Source organism: Hyphomonadaceae bacterium BL14, assembly GCA_027627705.1.
Taxonomy (GTDB): Bacteria; Pseudomonadota; Alphaproteobacteria; order Caulobacterales; family Maricaulaceae; genus Oceanicaulis.
The window spans coordinates 2,928,943-2,948,541 of sequence record CP091242.1 but is presented as its reverse complement, the minus strand read 5'-3'; the positions used below and the strand labels follow the sequence as shown (position 1 = coordinate 2,948,541).

At 65.5% G+C, this 19,599-nt stretch carries 19 protein-coding genes; 12 read left to right on the top strand and 7 right to left on the bottom strand.

Annotated features, from left to right (window positions below):
* Positions 1–241 precede the first annotated feature (241 nt).
* Positions 242–598, bottom strand: coding sequence for a hypothetical protein (locus L2D00_14295; GenBank protein WBQ13003.1), 357 nt, complete (start codon positions 596–598; stop codon positions 242–244).
* Complete coding sequence (locus L2D00_14290) at positions 598–1,833, bottom strand: class I SAM-dependent methyltransferase (protein WBQ13002.1); 1,236 nt, start codon at positions 1,831–1,833, stop codon at positions 598–600. The genes L2D00_14295 and L2D00_14290 overlap by 1 nt, the downstream gene beginning before the upstream one ends.
* A 176-nt stretch (positions 1,834–2,009) precedes the next feature.
* On the opposite strand from L2D00_14290, the gene L2D00_14285 reads away from it, so the two are divergent.
* The 5 genes from L2D00_14285 to L2D00_14265 are packed head-to-tail and all read left to right on the top strand — an operon-like array spanning position 2,010 to position 5,333.
* The gene (locus tag L2D00_14285; GenBank protein ID WBQ13001.1) at positions 2,010–2,324 is read left to right on the top strand and encodes an REDY-like protein HapK; all 315 of its coding nucleotides are present in this window, start codon (positions 2,010–2,012) and stop codon (positions 2,322–2,324) included.
* Between the two features lie 12 nt (positions 2,325–2,336).
* Positions 2,337–3,173: an SDR family oxidoreductase gene (locus tag L2D00_14280; GenBank protein WBQ13000.1), complete on the top strand. Its 837-nt coding sequence runs from the start codon at positions 2,337–2,339 to the stop codon at positions 3,171–3,173.
* A complete protein-coding gene (locus tag L2D00_14275; GenBank protein WBQ12999.1) occupies positions 3,173–4,069 on the top strand; it encodes a polysaccharide deacetylase family protein in 897 nt (298 codons plus the stop codon). Before L2D00_14280 ends, L2D00_14275 begins: the two co-directional genes overlap by 1 nt.
* Before the next feature lie 13 nt (positions 4,070–4,082).
* A complete protein-coding gene (locus tag L2D00_14270; GenBank protein WBQ12998.1) occupies positions 4,083–4,724 on the top strand; it encodes a chromophore lyase CpcT/CpeT in 642 nt (213 codons plus the stop codon).
* Between the two features lie 21 nt (positions 4,725–4,745).
* Entirely contained in the window at positions 4,746–5,333 is a 588-nt protein-coding gene (locus L2D00_14265; GenBank protein WBQ12997.1) for a VOC family protein, read from the top strand.
* Positions 5,334–5,399: 66 nt separating this feature from the next.
* Here L2D00_14265 and L2D00_14260 read toward each other — a convergent pair whose 3' ends face one another.
* The gene (locus L2D00_14260; GenBank protein WBQ12996.1) at positions 5,400–6,752 is read right to left on the bottom strand and encodes an MFS transporter; all 1,353 of its coding nucleotides are present in this window, start codon (positions 6,750–6,752) and stop codon (positions 5,400–5,402) included.
* A 162-nt stretch (positions 6,753–6,914) separates the two neighbouring features.
* Here L2D00_14260 and L2D00_14255 point away from each other — a divergent pair, with 162 nt between their 5' ends.
* From L2D00_14255 to L2D00_14245, 3 genes are all read left to right on the top strand, one after another.
* Positions 6,915–7,499, top strand: a complete 585-nt coding sequence (locus L2D00_14255) for a hypothetical protein (GenBank protein ID WBQ12995.1) — start codon at positions 6,915–6,917, stop codon at positions 7,497–7,499.
* A 146-nt stretch (positions 7,500–7,645) separates the two neighbouring features.
* Positions 7,646–7,798 (top strand): hypothetical protein, encoded by a 153-nt coding sequence (locus L2D00_14250; GenBank protein WBQ12994.1) that lies wholly within the window; start codon positions 7,646–7,648, stop codon positions 7,796–7,798.
* A 140-nt stretch (positions 7,799–7,938) separates the two neighbouring features.
* Positions 7,939–9,036 carry an OmpA family protein gene (locus L2D00_14245; GenBank protein ID WBQ12993.1) on the top strand — a complete coding sequence of 366 codons (1,098 nt, stop codon included), beginning with the start codon at positions 7,939–7,941 and terminating at the stop codon, positions 9,034–9,036.
* A 76-nt stretch (positions 9,037–9,112) separates the two neighbouring features.
* On the opposite strand, the gene L2D00_14240 is transcribed toward L2D00_14245, so the two are convergent.
* On the bottom strand, positions 9,113–10,354 hold the full coding sequence (locus L2D00_14240) for a threonine ammonia-lyase (GenBank protein WBQ12992.1): 1,242 nt from the start codon (positions 10,352–10,354) through the stop codon (positions 9,113–9,115).
* A gap of 143 nt (positions 10,355–10,497) precedes the next feature.
* Here L2D00_14240 and L2D00_14235 point away from each other — a divergent pair, with 143 nt between their 5' ends.
* Positions 10,498–12,381, top strand: coding sequence for a 5'-nucleotidase C-terminal domain-containing protein (locus L2D00_14235; protein WBQ12991.1), 1,884 nt, complete (start codon positions 10,498–10,500; stop codon positions 12,379–12,381).
* Between the two features lie 15 nt (positions 12,382–12,396).
* Here L2D00_14235 and L2D00_14230 read toward each other — a convergent pair whose 3' ends face one another.
* Complete coding sequence (locus L2D00_14230; GenBank protein WBQ12990.1) at positions 12,397–13,413, bottom strand: polyprenyl synthetase family protein; 1,017 nt, start codon at positions 13,411–13,413, stop codon at positions 12,397–12,399.
* 145 nt (positions 13,414–13,558) lie between these two features.
* Between L2D00_14230 and L2D00_14225 the strand changes: the two genes are divergently transcribed.
* The 3 genes from L2D00_14225 to L2D00_14215 are packed head-to-tail and all read left to right on the top strand — an operon-like array spanning position 13,559 to position 15,386.
* A complete protein-coding gene (locus tag L2D00_14225; GenBank protein ID WBQ12989.1) occupies positions 13,559–13,777 on the top strand; it encodes a DUF2007 domain-containing protein in 219 nt (72 codons plus the stop codon).
* Positions 13,774–14,514, top strand: a complete 741-nt coding sequence (locus L2D00_14220; GenBank protein ID WBQ12988.1) for a methyltransferase — start codon at positions 13,774–13,776, stop codon at positions 14,512–14,514. The genes L2D00_14225 and L2D00_14220 overlap by 4 nt, the downstream gene beginning before the upstream one ends.
* Positions 14,515–14,555: 41 nt before the next feature.
* Positions 14,556–15,386, top strand: a complete 831-nt coding sequence (locus L2D00_14215) for a S49 family peptidase (protein WBQ12987.1) — start codon at positions 14,556–14,558, stop codon at positions 15,384–15,386.
* Between the two features lie 55 nt (positions 15,387–15,441).
* On the opposite strand, the gene L2D00_14210 is transcribed toward L2D00_14215, so the two are convergent.
* Both L2D00_14210 and L2D00_14205 read right to left on the bottom strand, forming a co-directional pair.
* Positions 15,442–16,758 (bottom strand): MATE family efflux transporter, encoded by a 1,317-nt coding sequence (locus L2D00_14210; protein ID WBQ12986.1) that lies wholly within the window; start codon positions 16,756–16,758, stop codon positions 15,442–15,444.
* A gap of 120 nt (positions 16,759–16,878) precedes the next feature.
* Complete coding sequence (locus L2D00_14205; GenBank protein WBQ12985.1) at positions 16,879–19,296, bottom strand: TonB-dependent receptor; 2,418 nt, start codon at positions 19,294–19,296, stop codon at positions 16,879–16,881.
* Between the last annotated feature and the right edge of the window lie 303 nt (positions 19,297–19,599).

Sequence of the window (19,599 nt, the reverse complement as noted above, 5' to 3'; positions counted from 1 at the left end):
CTCATCAACAAGGGCGACGACAGCGATCTCGGCGTGTCCTTCCCGGACTTTCCAGGCTGCATTGCGGCTGGCGCGACGCTTGATGAGGCCCGGGCCATGGCGCAGGAGGCCTTGGCGTGTCACGTCGAAGGGCTGCTGGAAGACGGTGCGGCGATGCCGGAGCCTTCAAACCTGAGCGGATGGCCGGCGCGAAAATCGGCAACGGCCTCGCGGTGTACATCACGTTTGAAGCCGGCAGCGCCTAATTGTCCTGAAACTCGCGCGCCGCGTCTTCCGAGCTCACTTCATCCGGCCGGGTGATCGCCTCATTCTCCTGCTGCACGATGCGCAGGATGCGGGCGATGAATTCCTGGTTCCAGGCACCGCGCGCGTCGGCTTCGGCTTTTGTCGGGGTGAAAGCCTCTATATCGGCACGTGTGATCACGGCGCGCGTCTCCAGAAGCCGCTCGACCGTATCGAGACGCTGACGCATGACCGACACTTCCTGGGCCAGCGCCATGACAATGTTCATGACGCGCTCGGCGTCCTGATTTTCCAGGAACCAGGGCCGCTTGCCGCGTGCTTTGGCACCGGCCTGAGCGAGGGGATCAAAGGCCATCACGCTGCTTCCTTCTTGGCGCCGATCACGTGCCAGGCCGCCTTGCGTCCGTAGTCCTCCACGGCGTCTTCGCCCGATGACGGGAACAGCTTGGCGTCCACCACCGCGGCCACACCGCCATGCAGCACGCTGTCATCCTTGAAGCCGGCCTTGATCATCAGATCATCCAGATCAATCTCGTGCATGGTCGTCCAGAACGGCTCGTTATTGTAGAACGCGTCCCAGTCGCGGATCGCCTGCTCGTAGAGCGGCATGTCGGCGCTGTATTGCGGCTGCTCGACATGGAGAACGATCCCGCCGGGTTTGAGCACCCGGCGCGTCTCGGCGAAAATGCGCTCCATGGCGCTCTTGCTGGTCTCGTGCAGGAACATGGTGGTCTGCACCCAGTCAAAGCTGTCATCGCCAAAGCGCGACAAATCCTCGGCGTCGGCCTGGATGAAGCGGACATTCTCCACCCCCATCGCCTTGGCGCGCGCCAGCCCGTAGCGCAGCATGGGCGCACCGGAATCCACGCCGATGACTTCAGCCTCCGGGAAGGCCTGCGCCAGCGGCAGCACGTTATGGCCAAGCCCGCAGCCCAGATCGAGAATGCGCTTCGGTTTGAAGTCCGGCAGGTTCTTTTTCACCCAGGCCGCGACCGCCTGCCCGCCGCCATCATTATACCGGCCCAGCGCACCGCCCGTGGTGGCGAACAGACCGCAATCGTAATTGGCGGCACCCGTGATATCACCGGGTACGATTTCAGTGTGATAGCTGCCGGGCATGCAGTGATGGTCCACCGCCGCCAGATAGCGCGGTGTCTCGAAGGCCGGGTCCAGCTCGAGCCGGTCATCGCCATCGGTCAGCTCGGCGGCGCGGGCGTTGAGCGCCTCGCCCTGGCGCAGCGTGACCCAGCGCCCGGCCTGCTGGCGCTGTTCCATGGTGGCGCGGCGCAGGGCGGACCACATCTGGAAGGCCGGATCGGCCATCAGGGCCTTGCGCACTTCGTGGCGATTCCTGAACGGGCCATCCTTGCGCGCACGCGCCGGCTCGACCCGCGCCTCGAACGCATCCTTCACGCCGGGCAGCACGCGGCTGGCCAGATGGCGGTTCATGTGGGCGAGGAAATTGAAGCGCTCGGTTTCGTCATGACTGGTATGGGGGAACATGCCGTGACGGCCGACCAGGCGGTAGTCAGGCGGTCCGTCATAAGCAGGCGCATCAGGCAGAATGGGTTTGGAACGGTCGTCTGGCATGGTGAATGCGCCTCCCTGTACGCTGACGGCAATGAAATTCTTTAGCATATTGGCTTGGCAAAGCCGTCAATTTCAAATGATATACCATTTATGACCGACGCCCGCCAACGCGCTGTGCGCTTCATGCGCCGCTTTGCCGCAAGCTGGCCGGACCATTCGGGGAGGAGACCCTTGTCATGACCACACGCATCATCGCCCTGTTCAACCTGAAACCCGGCGTCAGCGCTGCAGATTACGAAGCCTGGGCCAGGGCCAGGGACCTGCCCACGGTGAACGGCCTCAAATCAGTGGACAAGTTCGAGGTGTTCAAATCGGCCGGCCTGCTCGGCTCCGACGCAAAACCGCCCTACGCCTATATCGAGATCATCGATGTCAACGACATGGAGATTTTCGGCGGCGAGGTCGGAACCGACGCTATGCAAAAGATCGCCGGCGAGTTTCAGGCCATGGCCGACGATCTCTCCTTCATCCTGACCGACAAGCTGGGCTGAGGCAGGCGCATCATGGGACGCTTTACCGGCAAGACCGCTGTCGTCACCGGCTCGGGCCGCCGCAAGGGGCTGGGCGAGGCCATCGCCCTGCGCCTGGCGTCGGAAGGCGCGGCGGTGGTGATTTCAGACATTGGTGAGCCCGCCGATCCGGCGACGCCGGCTGAACATATCGGCGCGACGGACGAGATGGAGGCTATTGCTGCCGATATCCGCAAAGGCGGCGGGGACGCCTCGACGTGCGTGTGCGATGTGCGTGATCTCGACCAGATGCGCGCGCTCGCCAGGCACGCCCGCGACACCCACGGCTCGCTGGACATCTGGGTGAACAATGCCGGCATCGGCTATATCATGAAGCCGCTGCTGGACGTCACCGCCGATGACTGGCGCGCGGTGATCGATGTGAATCTGACGGGGTGCTTTTTCGGCATCAAGGCCGCCGCCGAAGTGATGGTCGAACAGGGCAAGGGCGGGCGCATCATCAATATCGCCAGCCAGGCGGCCAAATCCGGCTTCCCCCATGCCCAGGCCTATACCAGCTCCAAGCACGGCCTGGTCGGCCTGGTGCGCTCTGCCGCCATCGAGCTCGGCCCCCACCAGATCACCGTCAATAATGTCTGCCCCAACCACGTCACCACGGGGCTGGGCGCCTGGCAGAACGAGTATTTCTCCAAGGTGGTCGGCGCGGCCAGCGTTGAGGATTACCTGAAAGCCATGGCCGACCGCATCCCGCTCAAACGCCCCGGCAAACCCGAAGATACAGCCAAGGCCGTCGCTTTTCTGTGCTCGGACGAAGCCGAATACATCACGGCGGAAAGCATGAATGTGTCCGGCGGCGAGGAGCCACATTGATGACCCGCACCCCTCCCCCCGGCTTCACTTGGCCCAATGGCGCGAAGCTCGCCCTGTCGATCGTTGTGAATGTCGAGGAAGGGGCCGAGCGTAATATCCGTGACGGAGACAAGGTGCCCGAACCGGTGGACGAGCTGGGCGTGACGCTGAAAGCGCCGATCCGGGTGCATGGCAACGAGACCAATTATCAGTACGGGATCAATCGCGGCGCGGCCCGCGTAATCAAACAGCTCGATGCCTTCAAGGTCCCGGCGACCTGGACCGTGTGCGCCCAGGCGCTGGAGCGCGCGCCCTGGATCGCCAAGGCCCTGATGGCGCGCGGCGACGAGCCGTGCAGCCATGGCTGGCGCTGGCAGTTCCAGGCCTTCATGAACGAGGAGAATGAGCGCGCCTTCATCGAACGCGCCGGCACCTCCATCGAAGAGACCTGCGGCCGGCGCCCGGCGGGCTGGCTGTCGCGCTATCTGCATACGGACATCACGCGCGGCCTGCTGGCGCAGGCTGGTTATCTCTATCATATGGACGATTACTCGGACGATTTTCCCTTCTGGGACGTCGTGGATCTGCCCGGCGGGGCGGGTGCCAAGCCGATCATCGTCCTGCCCTATGCGCTCGACACCAATGACATGAAGTTCTGGCTCGACCCGTCCCTGACCGCCAGGGACTGGCTGACCTATGCCTGCGACACGTTCGACTGGCTCCTCAAAGAGTCTGCCGAGGAGGACGCGCGCATGATGAGCCTGGGCCTGCATTTGCGCATTATCGGCCGCCCGGGCCGGATCGGCGCGTTCCAGGCTTTCCTGGATTACGTGACCTCCAAAACCGGCGTCTGGATCGCCACCCGCGAAGACATCGCCAAAGCGTTCGCCGCCGCTGTGCCGGCACCCGAAGCCTGACAGGAGACACGCCATGCGTATGCTGATCGCCGCTCTGTGCCTTTGCCTCGCCACGCCCTGGTCTGCCTCCGCCGCCATGCCGGAGGATGAGCCGGGCTATCCTGGCGCCCATGAGCTGGCGGGCCTGCTGATCGGGTCTTTCTCAACGCTCGAGCAGTCCCGCATTGAAGGCTGGGGTTATGTGGAAAGCGAGACGGTGCGCATCTGGCCCGATCGTGAGGACGGCATCTGGCTCTATCAGGAAAACGCTTTCCTGGGCTCCAGCCCGGAGGATTTTGATCCGGCTATCAAGCAGCGCCCCTATTTCCAGCGCATCATCCGCATCTGGGAGCTGAACAACCGCCTGGTCCTGCGCACCATCTACACCCTGAACGATCCGGCCAGCGTGGTGGGTGCCTATGCCGATCCGGCGCGCATCGCCGGGGACCAGCTGGGCACGGTGAGCTGTTCGGGCGAAGTGCACCGCATCGCGCACGGCTATTGGCAGTCGAATTTCGACACCTGCCCGTCGGGCCTGCGTGGCGCGGTGCGCACGGTCTCGCGCTCCATCCACACACCCCAGGGCCACGCCAACTGGGACCGCGGCTTTGACGCCGAGGGCACGTTGATCTGGGGCCCGGCGCGCGGCGGCTATGTGTTTGACCGCGTGGACTGACGCCACGCCAAGGAGGTTTGCATGAAAACGTTTGCCCTGATCACAACAGGACTGGCGGCCCTGTCGCTCGCCGCCTGCAATCAAGCCGCTCCACCCGCCGGCGCTGCCGGGACCCCGGGGCCTGCAGCCGCCAGCGAGGAGCGTAATCCACTGGACTTGCGGCGCACCACGTTGCTGGTGCGCGATCTGGACGCCTCGCTGGCGCTTTATCGCGACGCCATGGGCATGACCGTCACCTATGACCAGATGATCACCAGCCGGGACGGGTCCAGCCAGTCCCGCCTGGTGCTCCTGAAAGCCAATGACGACCAGATCGGCATGCTGGGCCTGTGGCAGCTGGCCGATGCTGGTGACGCGCCGCCGCCCGACGTACCGGAGCAGGGCTTTGAGACCGGCGATATCGTGCTGTTGTTCAATACAAGCGAGCTGGACACGGTCTTCCCCGCCGCGGCCGAAGTCCCCGGCGTACGGGTCATGAGCGAGCCCACCATGCGCGAATATCCCGGCGACGGCGTGACCTATCAGGTCATGGTGTCCATGCTGCGCGATCCCGACGGCCATATCGTGGAGCTCAACCGGCGCGTTTATCCGCCGCTGGACTGGGACTGAGGCACATCTGACATACCGGACGGGCGGAGCGTTTCAGCCCCGCCCGTCTCCGTCTCGGCTCCGGCCTCAGCTGACGATCTCGTCCTTCAGCGTGCGCGCTGCCATGAAGAAAGCACCCGCGGAAGCCAGAGCGACCAGGCCGAAAATCACCATGGACCAGCGCAGGCCTTCGGCTTCGCCCATGGAGGCCGCGAGCATATCGCTGACCAGTCCCACACTGACCGGACCCAGCCCTAGGCCCACCAGATTGATGATGAACAGCAGAACCGCCGCCGCCGTGGCGCGGGTATGGGGTGCCACCAGGCTCTGGGCGCTGGCGAACACCGGTCCATACCAGATGGCGCCCAGAAAGACCGGGACCGCCAGCAGCATCAGCGACTGTCCGGCATCCAGGACCAGCATCGCCGCCACGAAGGGCGGCACGGTGAGCGCGGTGGCAATCGCCGGCACGATGGCGTAGCCCGCCGGATTGAGGCGGGCAGAACGGTCCGCCAGAATGCCGCCCAGATATGTGCCCGCCGCCCCGCAAATCCCGATCAGCAAGCCGAGTGTCGTTCCGAGAAATCCGATTGGGCCAAAGCTGACACCCAGCACCTCATTGACCTGAGCGGCCATCGCGGTCAGGCCCTCGCCATGATTTCGCAGATAGAACGAACCGTAGAACGTGATGTGGCCATAGCCGATCATGGCTGCCAGCGCGGCACCAGCGGAGATCCACCAGAAGGACGCCTTTGAGCGCAGCTCGGTCATAGCGTTGGAAATACTGGGCGAGTTGGCCGCCGCCGTCGCAGTCATGCTGCGCATGCCCTTGCGGCGGGGCTCCGGCAGAGTCAACCATGCGATCAGCGCCAGCGCGATGCCCGGCGCGCCGGCGACGAAAAATGCCACGCGCCAGCCATAGGCGTCGGCGATCAGCCCGCCCACCACCATGCCCGCCAGTGATCCCAGCGGAATACCCATGGAGTACAGCGCCAGCGCCGAGGCGCGTTTCTCTTTAGGCGTATAGTCGCAGATCAGCGAGTGGGCCGGCGGCGTGCAGCCCGCCTCGCCCACGCCCACACCGATGCGCGCAGCCAGCAGCTGGACGAAATTGCCCGCCAGCCCGCACAGTATGGTGAAGGCGCTCCACAGCGCCACGGCCGCCGAGATGATTTTCACCCGGTCCGCCCGCTCGGCATAGCGCGCGATGGGAATGCCCAGCACCGTGTAGAAGATCGCAAAGACGAAACCGGCCATCACCCCGAGCTGCCAGTCGGCGAGGCCCAGATCATTCTTGATGGGCTCGGCCAGGATATTGACGATCTGGCGGTCGAGAAAATTGAAGATATAGATGACCAGCAAGACGCCCAGCGCATAGGCGCGGGCGGGTTTGGCCAGCGGCGCAGGCGCGCTGGCCGGCGCGGATGTTTCAGCCGTCACGGACAAGTCCTCCCCATGTCAGGCCAGCCTCTTGAAGGGCCGGTCACCAGAATATGAGGTTAGTGCACGCACGCCCGGAGGGAACCATTTTTCGTCGGCGTGTTTGAAGTTTCTGACCGCGCCGGGCAGGCTGCAGCCACGAAACAGACAAAGGAGACGTCCATGATCCGGTTCCCCCGCCTTGCCGCTGCGTTGGGCGCAGTCATTCTCGCCGCGCCGGCCGCCATCGCTGAGACCAGCCCGGCAGACTCTTGGTGGGAGCGTTTGGAAGTCCTGTGCGGACAGGCTTTTGAAGGTCGACTCATGCGCGCGCCGGACGGAGATGACAGCCTGTCAGACCAACGCCTTGTCATGCATGTGCGCAGTTGCGAACCGGACCGTATCCGCATCCCCTTCATCGCCGGGGAGGATTTGTCGCGCACCTGGGTGCTGACGCGCCATGAGAACGGCACCATCGAACTGCGTCACGACCACCGCCACCCGGACGGAACCGAAGAAGACGCCACGCAATATGGCGGCGCGACGGTCAGCCCCGGCTCGGACTTCGGCCAGATCTTCCCCGGCGACCATGTGACCACGGCGCGCCTGCCCACCAGCTGGCAGAATGTCTGGCTGATGGAGGTCCATCCCGGAGAGCGCTTTGTCTACCATGTGCGCCGCGTGGGCACGGAGCGCGCCTTCCACGTCGAATTTAATTTGACTGCCACCGTGGAACCACCACCCGCCCCTTGGGGTTGGACAGATTGAAGCTGGTTTGCGACGCGCGGGCCAGGGCGTGCGTTTGCCCGAGTGAACCCGCTTGGGCAGCGGGGCCAAGTCCCGGACACGATTCGCTACGTGGCAGGGGCCATAAGACTTCGGATTTTGGCGAAGAAATACGGAAAGGGGCATGCATGAAACTCTCAAAATCGGCCACGTATGTGATCCTCGCGGTCGCGCTCGTTGTCATTGGCGCAGTCGGGTACGCCATCTGGCGCGACAGCCAGACCGAGACGTTCGAAATGAATATCGGGGACGAGACGCTCCGGATCGAAACCGAGGGCTGAACAAGCACCGGAAAACACCTATGTTGCCAGAAGGCCACACGCCATCAAAGTTGTCGGCCAACGGGTGCCGTACTCCTAATCCTGTCACAATCGTGGTCAAATAAGGCGGCTCAAATCTAACTTTGAAGAGGAACTGACGCATGAAGACGATTTTGCTGTCTGCTGCGGCTCTCGGACTGGTTCTCGGCGCGCCGTCAATGGCGTCGGCTGATGAGGGCTGGTATCTGGGCGGCACCATTGGCTATGGCACGCCGGAAGACACCGAAGTGACCGGCGCCCTGGGCGGCGGTCCGAATGGCGGGACGATCCGCGGCGAAAGTGACTGGCGTCAGAAGCTGTCGCTCGGCTACGCCACCGCCGGCAACTGGCGGGTCGAGGGCGAGCTCGCCCACCGCTACAACAATACCGGTTCGGTCGGCAATCATGAGGACAGCCGCTCCTCGTTCCATGCCTGGACCGCCATGGCGAACATCCTTTATGACTTCGACATCGCCCCCAGCTTCCGCCCCTATCTGGGCGTGGGCATCGGCTTCGCGCGTTCCTACGGATCGCTCGCGGGATGGAGCACCGGCACGCGTCCGGCCGGTTCGGTCATTCCGGGCGACACGCGCTATGTCGAAGTGCGCGAACGCGACCTGTCGATCGCCTATCAGGGCATCGCCGGCGTCGGCTTTCCGGTGACCGAGCGCATCACGCTCGACACCGAATACCGCTACTTCGGCTATGGCTCGACCCGCTATGCCAACGTGAATGTGGGCAATCTGTCCGGCCACGAAGTGTGGGCCGGCCTGCGTTACAGCTTCGGCGCACCGGCAGCCCCGGCTCCGACGCCGACCCCCCCGCCTCCGCCTCCGCCGCCCCCGCCGCCGCCTCCGCCTCCGCCGCCCCCGCCGTCGTGCGAGGACGCTGAGTTTGTGGTGTACTTCGAGTGGGATCGCTCCAACGTCACCGACCAGTCGCGCAACGTCATCAACAGCGCGATCAACACGGCCCGCAATTGCGGCGTCGCGGCGGTCCGCGTCGATGGCCACGCCGACCGTTCAGGTTCGGCTGCCTACAACGTGGGTCTGTCCGAGCGCCGCGCCCGTGCGGTGCGTGACGAGCTGGTCCGCCTGGGCGTGCCTGCCGGCGCGGTGTCGATCAACGCCTACGGCGAATCCCGCCCGGCCGTTGCGACCCCGGATGGCGTGCGCGAGCCGCTGAACCGTCGCGTGGAAGTCCTGATCAACCTGAACTAATTTCAGGCCAGTCAGTCTCCTAACAGACGGCCCGCCGGAGCAATCCGGCGGGCCGTTCTGCGTTCACGGAGCCAGTCTAATAGGCCGCTATCTCCACTTTGAAACCGGCACCTTTCACGGCAGTCAGAATGCGCTCCATATGGGCGCGATCATGGGCCTCCACCGAGATGTCGATATAGGTGACCTTGGCTGGCAGGTCGGAGAACACGCGATGATAGGCCACATCGATCACATTGCCCTGCTCCTGCGCGATCACCGTCGACACCTTAACCAGCTGGCCTGGCACATCGATCAGCTCGATGCGCAGGCGCGCCATACGGCCTGACCGCACCAGGCCCCGCAGCAGGATCGAGGACAGAAGCCGCGTGTCGATATTGCCACCGCACAGCACGGTGGCGACCTTGCGCCCGGCGAACCGTTCTGGCTGTTCGAGCACCCCGGCCAGGCCTGCCGCGCCAGCCCCTTCAGCCAGCACCTTCATTTCAGTCAGATAGAGATAGAGCGCACGCTCCAGCGCCGGTTCGCCAACCAGGACAAAGTCAACGGCCAGAGCCGACAGCACAGCCGCGGTGATCCCGCCCGGTGCCTTGACCGCGATGCCCTCGGCCAATGTGCTACCGCCCACCGGCCGCTCGAGGCCCTGCAGCCGGTTGGCCATGGAGGGGTAGAGCGCCGCCTGCACACCGATGATCTCGATATCCGGCCTGACCGCACGCGCCGCCAGCGCCAGCCCCGACAACAGGCCGCCTCCGCCGACCGGCGCGATGATAACGTCCAGATCGCCTTGCTCAGCCAGCATTTCTCGCGCGATCGTGCTTTGCCCGGCGATCACCCAGGGATCATCGAAGGGATGGATCAGGGTGAGGCCCTGCTGCTGGGCCAGCTGCCCGGCCCGCGCCTGGGCCTCGTCAAAACTCTCGCCGGCGATCACCACCTCGGCGCCCATGCCCTCGGTCTTCTGGATTTTCACAATAGGCGTGCCGCGCGGCATCACGATCACGGCGCGGACGCCCAGGCGGGCCGCATGCCGCGCGACGCCCTGGGCATGATTGCCGGCCGACGCCGCCACAACCCCGGCCTCGCGCTCTGGCGTGGTCAGGCTCATCAGCCGCGCCAATGCCCCGCGCTCTTTAAAGGAGCCGGTGTGCTGCAACGTCTCCAGCTTGACCCAAAGCTCGCACCCGAGCGCCTCGCCGATCCGGTCGGCGCGCAGGAAAGGCGTGCGCACAATCCCCTCAAGCCCCGCATCATGCCAGCGCCAGACCTGAGCGAGGGTGGCATCGAGATCGGGTGAGATAGTGGCGACGGATAAGGACATTGACCTGACTCTCGGGCGTGAAAATCCCACTGTGCGGCAGTGCAGCACGCCCGCGCAAACAGAAATCCGCCAGCGCGTGCGTTCCCGGCCCGACCGGCCTGTGTTAGGAGGCGCTGACAAGACAGGATGAGGGACGCTCCGCCATGCGCATCAGGCTCGGGATCATCGCCGCCGGATTATGGCTCGCCGCATGCAGCGCGCCGGATGCACAAGGCCCCGCCGCCGGAGAAGCCGAGCCATACACGCTGACCATCCTGCACATCAATGATCACCACAGTCATCTCGAGCCGCGCACGCTGGACTTTGATGTCAGCGGCCTGGCGCTTGAGGCGATGCCGGCGGACGGGCGTCTGCCAGTGGCTTATGGCGGCTTTCCTCTTCTCACCACGCTGATCGAGGCGCGCGCTGCGGCGGGCGATCCGGTCCTGACCCTGCACGCCGGTGATGCCATCACGGGCACGCTTTACTACACCCTGTTCGAGGGCGGGGCGGACGCGGCGATGATGAATCGCATCTGTTTCGACGCTTTCACCCTGGGCAATCACGAGTTCGACCATGGTGATGCAGGCCTGGCGCAATTCCTCGACTTCCTGGCCGGCGGCGACTGCGGGACCGCCGTGCTGAGCGCCAATGTTGTGCCCCATGACGCCTCGCCTCTGGTGGGCCGTCTCCAGCCTTCGATGATATTCGAGCGCGGCGGGCGGCGCATCGGCGTGATCGGGCTGGTAATCGCGGAGAAGACGCGCATCTCCTCCTCGCCCGATCCCGATACCCGCTTCCTTGACGAGACCGAGACGGCGCAGATCGAGATCGACCGGCTGCGCGCAGGAGGCGTGGAGCAGATAATCCTGCTGACCCACCTGCAATACACAAACGACCTGACGCTGGCACGTGCGCTGTCGGGCGTGGACGTCATTGTGGGCGGCGATTCCCATACCCTGCTTGGCGATCCCGACGCCCTGGCACCGCTGGGTTTCACGCCGGAGGGACCCTACCCCACCCTGGAGACCAATGCCGACGGCGATCCGGTGTGCATCGTCCACGCCTTCGATAATGCGCAGGTGCTGGGCGAGCTGCGTGTCAGCTTCGACGCGGCCGGCCGCGTGATCGCCTGCTCGGGCGCGCCGATGTTTCCCGCCGCGGCCAGTGGCTACACCCTTCGCCAGGACGAGGCGGACATTACCCTGTCCGAAGCGGACGCCGCGCGGGTGCGCGCCGCGCTGGAGCAACACCCGGCGCTGCATCCGGTCGAGGCGAACCTGGAGAGCGAGACGCTGCTGGCGGGCTTCACCGCCCGGCTGGCCGATTTGCGCACCACCGTCATCGGCGAGGCCGCCGAGACGCTGTGCATGGTGCGTCTGCCCGGCGAGGGCCGCGCCGAGCCTCTGTGTTCACGCGAGGAGACCTACGCGCAGGGTGCCCATATCTCCGCTCTGGTGGCACAGGCATTTCTGGAGCGCGAAGGCAGCGCCGACATCGCCATCCAGAATGCAGGCGGCGTGCGCACCAGCATCCCGGCGGGCCCGGTGACCATCGCCGACGCCTTCACCGTCCTGCCGTTCGCCAACACGCTGCACGTGCTGACCCTGTCGGGTGCCGAGATCATCGAGACGCTGGAAGAGGCGGTGGCCGCCAGCGCCAGCGGCGGCGGGGCCTATCCGTATGCCGCCGGTTTGCGCTTTGCGGTGAATCTGTCGGCCGAACCCGGAGCGCGCATCAGCGCGGTTGAGGTGAATTCACGCCTCGCCGGCGAATGGACGCCGATCAATCCAAACGCAGAGTACAAGGTGGTGACCAACTCCTTCACCGCCGGGGGCGGGGACGGATACCGTGTCTTCGCCCGCGCCAGCGCGGAAGGACGCGCTACCGACACCTTCGCTGAATATGCCCAGAGCTTCGTGAATCACGTGCGGGCCCGCGCCGAAGCCGGAGAGCCGCTGCTCCGTCCGCACGCCGGGATGATGAGCACGCAGCGCTTCATCAATGCGGATGGGTGCGACCATTCACAGCGGGCTGATTGCGGATGAGGTCTTGCAGCCGCCCTAATAGGCGCGCTCCACGACAAACTCGGCGAGTGCGGCCAGCGACTGGCTCCACACATTGTCTGGCGCGGCGTCCAGCGCCTGAACCGCCCGCGCGGCGTGACCGCGCGCGGCTTCCAGCGTCGCGTCCAGTGCGCCATGGCGCTTGAGGATCGCGACCGCCTGGTCGAAATCGTCGGGGGTCTGGCGGCCCTCCGCCATGGTGCGCACCCAGAATCCGCGCTCGGCCTCACCGCCCGCTTCCAGTGCCAACGCGACAGGCAGGGTGATCTTGCCTTCGCGGAAATCATCGCCGGTATTCTTGCCGAGCTCCACAGCGAGCCCGCCATAATCGAGCGCGTCATCCACCAGCTGGAACGCCAGGCCCAGCTCGCGGCCATAGGTCTCCATGGCCGCTTCGAGCTTTTTGGGCGCACCAGCCAGGATCGGCGAGACCTGGGCCGAGGCGGCAAAGAGGGCGGCGGTCTTGGCACCGATAATGTCCATGTATTCCGCGCGCGTGGTGGCGACCTGGCGGGCGGCAGCCAGCTGGCGCACTTCGCCTTCCGCGATCACGGCCGCCGCGCGCGACAATACGTGCAGCGCATCCATGGAGCCGGCATCCACCATAAGCATGAAGGCGCGCGCGAACAGGAAATCGCCCACCAGCACTGACTGGGGATTGCCCCAGACCTTGTTGGCGGGCCGCTTGCCCCGCCGCAGATCACTGTCATCTACCACATCATCATGCAACAGAGTGGCCGAATGGATGAACTCCACCGCTGCCGCCAACGGCAGGTGGCCACGCCCGTCATAGCCCAGCATCCGCGCGGTCGCGACGGTGATGAGGGGACGGATACGCTTGCCGCCTGCGTCCAGCAGGTGGTGCGCAATAGCGGGGATCACCGCCGTGGCGCTGGAGGCCCGGTCGGCGATGAGCGCTTCCACGCCCGCCATATCGGTGCTGGCCAGCGCCGCCAGGCGCACCGCCGGATTTACCGGCGCCGCCTCGAAGTCCGGCAGGGGAAGTCCGTTCACGCGCCTTGCCTCTTGCAGTCAGATCATTTGCGCCTGCAGAATAGGTAGCAGCGGTGCCTCCGGCAAGCTGACCGGACTGCGTGACAGGGACGCAGGCTGGTTCTGGCGCCACACCCGCCGCCGGGCAAGCAGGGAGATACGTGCGATGATGATCGAGGTGCTGTCCACCAACGATCCGGTGAAGCTGAATTTCGCCGAGGCAGTCTTGCGCGATTCCGGTATCGAGCCGGTGACGCTGGACGCCCACACCGCCGCGACCTTTGGCGGGGCCCTGCCCTGGATCCGCCGCCGGCTCCTGGTGCCGGAGGATGTGGCTGACAAGGCGCGCCGCGCGCTGGCCGAGGCCATGCCTGCGGACGAATGAGCCAGACCGCGCCGCTGACGCAAGACCGCATTCTGGGCGGTCAGCTGACCCTCACCCAGACCGCTGACGGCTATCGCGCCGGGCTCGATGCCATGCTGCTCGCTGCGGCCGTGACGCTGAAGCCGGGCGCACACGCGGCGGAGTTCGGCTGCGGCCCCGGTGCGGCGCTGCTCTCGGTGGCTCATGCCTTCAAGGACGCCCGGCTGACCGGGGTCGAGCTGGACCCGGCGGCCGCTGAGCTCGCCCGGCGCAACGCAGCGGCGAACGCGCTGGCCGACCAGGTGACCATTGTCGAGGCGGATGCTCTGGCCTGGCGCCCCGACGCGCCGCTGGATGCGGTGTTTTTCAATCCGCCCTATTTCGATGACCCGGCATCGTTGCGCGCGCCCAAACCGGGCAAGCAAGCCGCCTGGATCAGCGCCGCGCCGCTGTCAGACTGGATCGCAACGGCCCTCAAGCGCCTGAAACCTGGCGGCACACTGGTCTTTATCCACCGGGCCGACCGGCTGGGCGAGGCACTGGGCGCACTGCAGGGCAAGGCGAGCGCCGTCGTCCTGCCCGTACACCCGCGGGCTGAAGCACCGGCCAAGCGCGTTCTGGTCGAAGCGCGCGCCGGCGGACGCGCACCTCTGGTGCTGATGGCACCTCTGGTGCTGCATGAAGATGGAAGCGGGGCCTGGACGCCGAAGGCAGATGCAGTGCTGCGCGGGGCCGCGCGCCTTGAACTGGCGGGCTGAACACGCCAAGTCTGGAGGCCCATCCTGCGACTGGAGCCGCCATGTCTGTGATCCGCACCGAATTCGACCGCGCGACCCGCGCCGTGCGCAAGCTGATCGGGGCCGACGCCCCCAGCGTGCCCCTGATCCGGCTGGAGGGCATGATTGCAGCAGGCGGGCGCAATTCGACGGCGCTGTGCCTGAGCCGGCTGGAAAAGCTGCTGGACAAGGCCTTTGCCGACACAAGTTCGGTCGCTGTGGCGATCAGCGTCAATTCGCCAGGCGGCAGCCCGGTGCAATCGCGCCTGATCCATGATCGCATCCGCGCCCTGGCGGCGGAGAAAGAGAAGACCGTGCTGGTGTTCTGCGAGGACGTGGCGGCGTCAGGCGGTTACTGGATCGCCTGCGCGGGCGACGAGATTTTCGCCGACCCAGCATCCATCGTCGGCTCCATCGGCGTGATCAGCGCCGGCTTCGGTTTCACCGGTGCCATGGATCGTCTGGGCGTCGAGCGCCGGGTGAAGACTGCCGGCAAATCCAAGCTGCTGGCCGATCCCTTCGGTCCGGAGACCAAGGAGCAGGCCGCCACGATCACCCGCCTTATGGAGGCGATGCACGCCCAGTTTATCGACCATGTCAAAGCGCGGCGCGGCGACAAACTCAAAGACGGGGCCGAGCTGTTTGACGGCTCGGTCTATACCGGTGCCGAGGCGCTGGATGTGGGTCTGATCGACGGCCTGGGCGAGGCGCGCAGCGAGCTGAAGCGCCGCTTCGGCGACAAGGTGCGCATCCGCCCGCTGGCCCCGGCGCGCGCCGGCGTGCTGTCACGGGTCATGGGCGCAGCGCTGGATCAGGTGGAGCTGCGCGCAGTGTGGAGCCGGTTCGGGCTCTAAAGAAGCATTTTCAGCGAAAGTGGACACCGGTTTCGCGGTTCGAAAATGCGATAAATCAGGAGTCTGTCATCGCCCGCTTCAGCCCCGGCAGGCCCACCGCCAGCGTGCCCGCCCGCGCGATGTAATAGCCCAGAAACGCCAGCCACAGCCCCGTCACGCCGAAGGCGGGGCGCAGGGTCAGGTCCAGCGCCAGATAGATCACCAGAGCGGCGATCATGGCATTGCGCATCAGCGTGCCGCGCGTGGTGCCGATCATCAGCCCGTCCAGCTGCCAGCTGGGCGCGCCCAGGAGCGGCACCAGCGCGCAGAAGACCAGAGCGCCCAGCGCGGCTTCCCGCGCCGCCGGATCGGTGGTCATGGCCAGGATGAACGCTTCCCCGAACACCAGAAATGTTCCGGTTAACAACAGCGCGCCGCCCAGTGCCATCTCGCTGGTCAGGCGGAAGGCGCGTTTCAGCCGCTCCCAGTCGCGGGCCCCGGCAGCGCGGCCGGTTTCCGCCTCGGCCACATGGGCGAAGGCGTCCAGCACGAAGGCGCTGATGGCGATGAATTGCAAGAGGATCGCATTGCCCGCCAGCACATGGGCGCCCTCGCGCAGACTGGCCTCGTTGAACCAGTAGAACCCCGCCAGCAGCGCCAGCGTGCGCACGAACAGATCACGATTGACCGCAAAAAGGCGCATCAGACCCTGCCGGTCAAACACGCGCTCGGGTGCCGCGCGGCCACGCGCGCGCAAAACGCCCGCGATCACCACCGCCGCCAGGCCCAGATGCAGCCATTGCGCCAGCGCGCTGGCCCCCGCCACACCTGCCACACCCCAGTCCAGCCCGAACACGAACCAGAGCGACAGGCCCGCATTGGCGAGATTGAGCGCAATTTGCAGCACCAGCGCCCGGCCGGTCAGGCCCAGCCCGATCAGCCAGCCATAGATGGCGAACCCCGCCAGAGCGGCAGGGGCACCCCAGATGCGCGCATCGATATAGGCGCGCGAGTCGGCGGCCACGTCCGGCCCGGCGCTGAACAGGGCGAGCGCCGCTTCGCGCAGCGGCCATTGGGCCAGAATGAAGATTACCCCGAAGCTGGCCGCGAGAATGAGCGCGCGGTAGAGCACTGCCCGCCCGGCACCGGGCTGGCCTGCACCATCTGCCTGCGCCGCCAGCGCCGTCGCGCCCATGCGCAGGAAGCCCAGCGACCAGTAGAGCATGTTGAACACAAGCGTGCCGAGCGCCACCGCCGCGATGGCGGCGGTCTCGCCGGTATTGCCGATGACCGCCAGATCAATGAGGCCCACCAGGGGCGCAGCCACATTGGCGCCCATGATTGGCAGGGTGCGCGCAAACAGGGCGCGGCGGGTGAGGTGATGTTCGCTCATGACCGCCCCTTACCCGGTTCGCACGGGGCCGGGCAGCCCCAAAAGACAACCCCCGCCCGGACGGGGTCCGGGCGGGGGCGGTTCGTCTGGCGCGGTTCCGGTAGGCGGACCGCTATACGATTACCAGGACACGCTCACGCGGCCATAGACATAGCGGCCATTGAAGCCTGCGGGGGAGAACGCATTGAAGATGAACGGCGTTGCGCCCGTGGCCGCGTTAAAGGTCGGGTTCTGGGTGGGATAGCTGTCGAACACATTGTTGGCGCCGAGCGCGAACCGCGTGTTTTCCAGCAGCTGAACCGAGCCCTCGATATCCACGACCCATTGCGGCTCGATGGTCCAGTCCAGCGCCGGGTTGTTGGACAGGACCTGCACATCACCAAAACGGGTGGCGCGGATCAGGCCGCCCAGATTCTCCCGGTTCCAGTCGAGGCCGAAGATGTATTTGTCGCTCGGCGAGCCGGTTTCCTGACGCCCGATATTGACCCTCGCAAACAGGGTCGGCGGCGGGGTCAGAGCCGACAGCACACCGGTCGACTGGATATTGCTGAGCTCGGTGTCGGTGAAGTTGGCGGCCGCGGTGGCACGGAAGCTGCCGATATTGCCGGCATCCCACGAGTAGTTGGCGACGATGTCCAGACCCGTAGTGACCGAGTCAGCCGCGTTCAGGAAGAAGCGCGCCGCGCCGACGCCAGCGGGAAGCAGCGCCACCACATTGGCCTGGTTGAGGTTCTCTGACAGCAGGATGCGGTCGTCGATCTCGATGCGATAGCCGTCAATGGTCAGAACAAAGCCGCCATTCTGGAACACTGCGCCCAGCGAATAGTTGATCGAGGTTTCCGGCTCCAGATCCTGCGAGCCCAGTGCGCGGGCGATCGGGCTGTCCACCGCGAACGTGCCGGTCTCTGTGGCCACGTTGTTGATGAACACCGTGGACGTGGCGGTGTAGTGGCTCTGGTGCAGCGACGGCGCGCGGAAGCCGGTGCTGATCGAGCCGCGCAGCGCAACGTTGTCGGTGAAGTCGAAGCGGCCCGCGATCTTGGCGTTGAGCGTATCACCGAAGTCGGAATAATTCTCGTAGCGCAGCGCGCCCGAAACCGTCAGGCGATCAGTGATGTCGGCTTCGAGATCGACATAGCCGCCCCAGGAATCGCGGCTTTCATCCACTGCGTTCTGAGGCTGGAAGCCCGGGAACACCTGGCTGCCGGCAGCCAGTCCGGGAACGCCGAAATAGGAGCCGGGCTCGCCGGCACCGATCTCGAAATTCTCGCGGCGGTATTCAACGCCGTAGGCGACGTTGAGCGGGCTGGCGAGGCCATCGATCACCACCGGCTGCACGAAGTCGGCATTGACCACGGTCTGGGTGAACTGCAGCTGCCCGGCGAAAAACTCGGTCGGGCTGGCAGCGCCCAATGAGCGGTTCAGCGTGTTGCGGATGTTGAAATCAACCGTGTTGCGGCCGTGCACAACGCTGAAATCATACGCCACTGCGCCGGCATCACCGCGCACGCCACCACCGACGGACAGGTCGGTCACGTCGGGGTGAATTTCCGGCAGGAAGCCATCGGGATAGATGGACGCGACATTGCGTGCATCACGTGCCCGGCGATAGAAACCGAACGAGCGCGCCTCGCGGTCCTGATAGCTGGCGAAGCCATAAAGCTCGGCCCCATTGCCCAGCGGGATGCCGGCATTGGCCAGCACGCTGATATCGCGCACATCACCATTGCCGTGATTCCAGTTGAGGCGGTCAAATGTCAGCTCGCGCGGATCCGGCGCACCACCGATCAGATTGTAGTTATTGATCGTGTCAACATCAGCGCGATTGGTGCGCTGACGGTCGCGATACTCGGCCGACACTGTCAGGAAGCCATTCTCGCCCAGTCCGAACCCGGCCCAGCCGGACACGGTCAGGGTCTCGCCATCACGCACATTGCGGCTGGAACGTGGAAGGTCGACATCCGTGGCGTGCTCGCCATAGGTCACCGTGACCGCACCACCTTCACGCGCTTCGCGCAGGCGCACGTTGATCACGCCGGCGATGGCATCCGAGCCGTATTGTGCCGACGCACCGTCACGCAGCACTTCCACCGCGCCAATGGCCGAGGTCGGGATGGTGTTCAGATCAACCGCTGCTGCGCCGCGTCCCACCGTATTGAGGTTCAAAAGCGCGCTGACATGGCGGCGCTTGCCATTGACCAGCATGAGGGTCTGGTCCGGTGCCAGGCCACGCAGCTGGGCCGGGCGGACCGAGTCGGTGCCGTCGGAAATCGCCGGAAGCGGGAAGTTGAACGACGGCAGCGAATAGGACAGCGCCTGGTTCAGCTCGGTCGTGCCGTGGGCACCGAGATCATCGGCGGAGATAACATCGACCGGGGCCAGCGACTGGGTGACGGTGCGCCCTTCGGTGCGCGTGCCGGTGACGATGACGACATCGCCTGATGCACGCGGGGCTGCATCCTGCGCTGCGGCAGCGCCGGCAGCGAGGACGGCGAGCGAAACGCCCGCGAGGAAGAACGTGGATTGTCTGATGCGCATGGTGTCAGGAGCTCCCCTGGATGAGGCCGCGCGGCGCTCCCGCTGGACGAGGGGGCGCTTTGTGCGGCTGCTAAGTTGTTCGTACATTGTGCCGTCGATCTGGAGAATCCAGCCCTTGGCGTTAATGATTTCGTCGCTTTTGTGACGGGTGTGGCAGAATCGCGACACTGCCTCAGCAGGATGGGGTCAACACAGCATAGCTTAGCTTTTCTCCCAAAAACCCGACCCCGCGTAAGGCAACGCCGAACGGCTTGCGCTTGCCGGCCAGTGTGAGCGCCGTTAAAACTGAACATTCGTCATGCA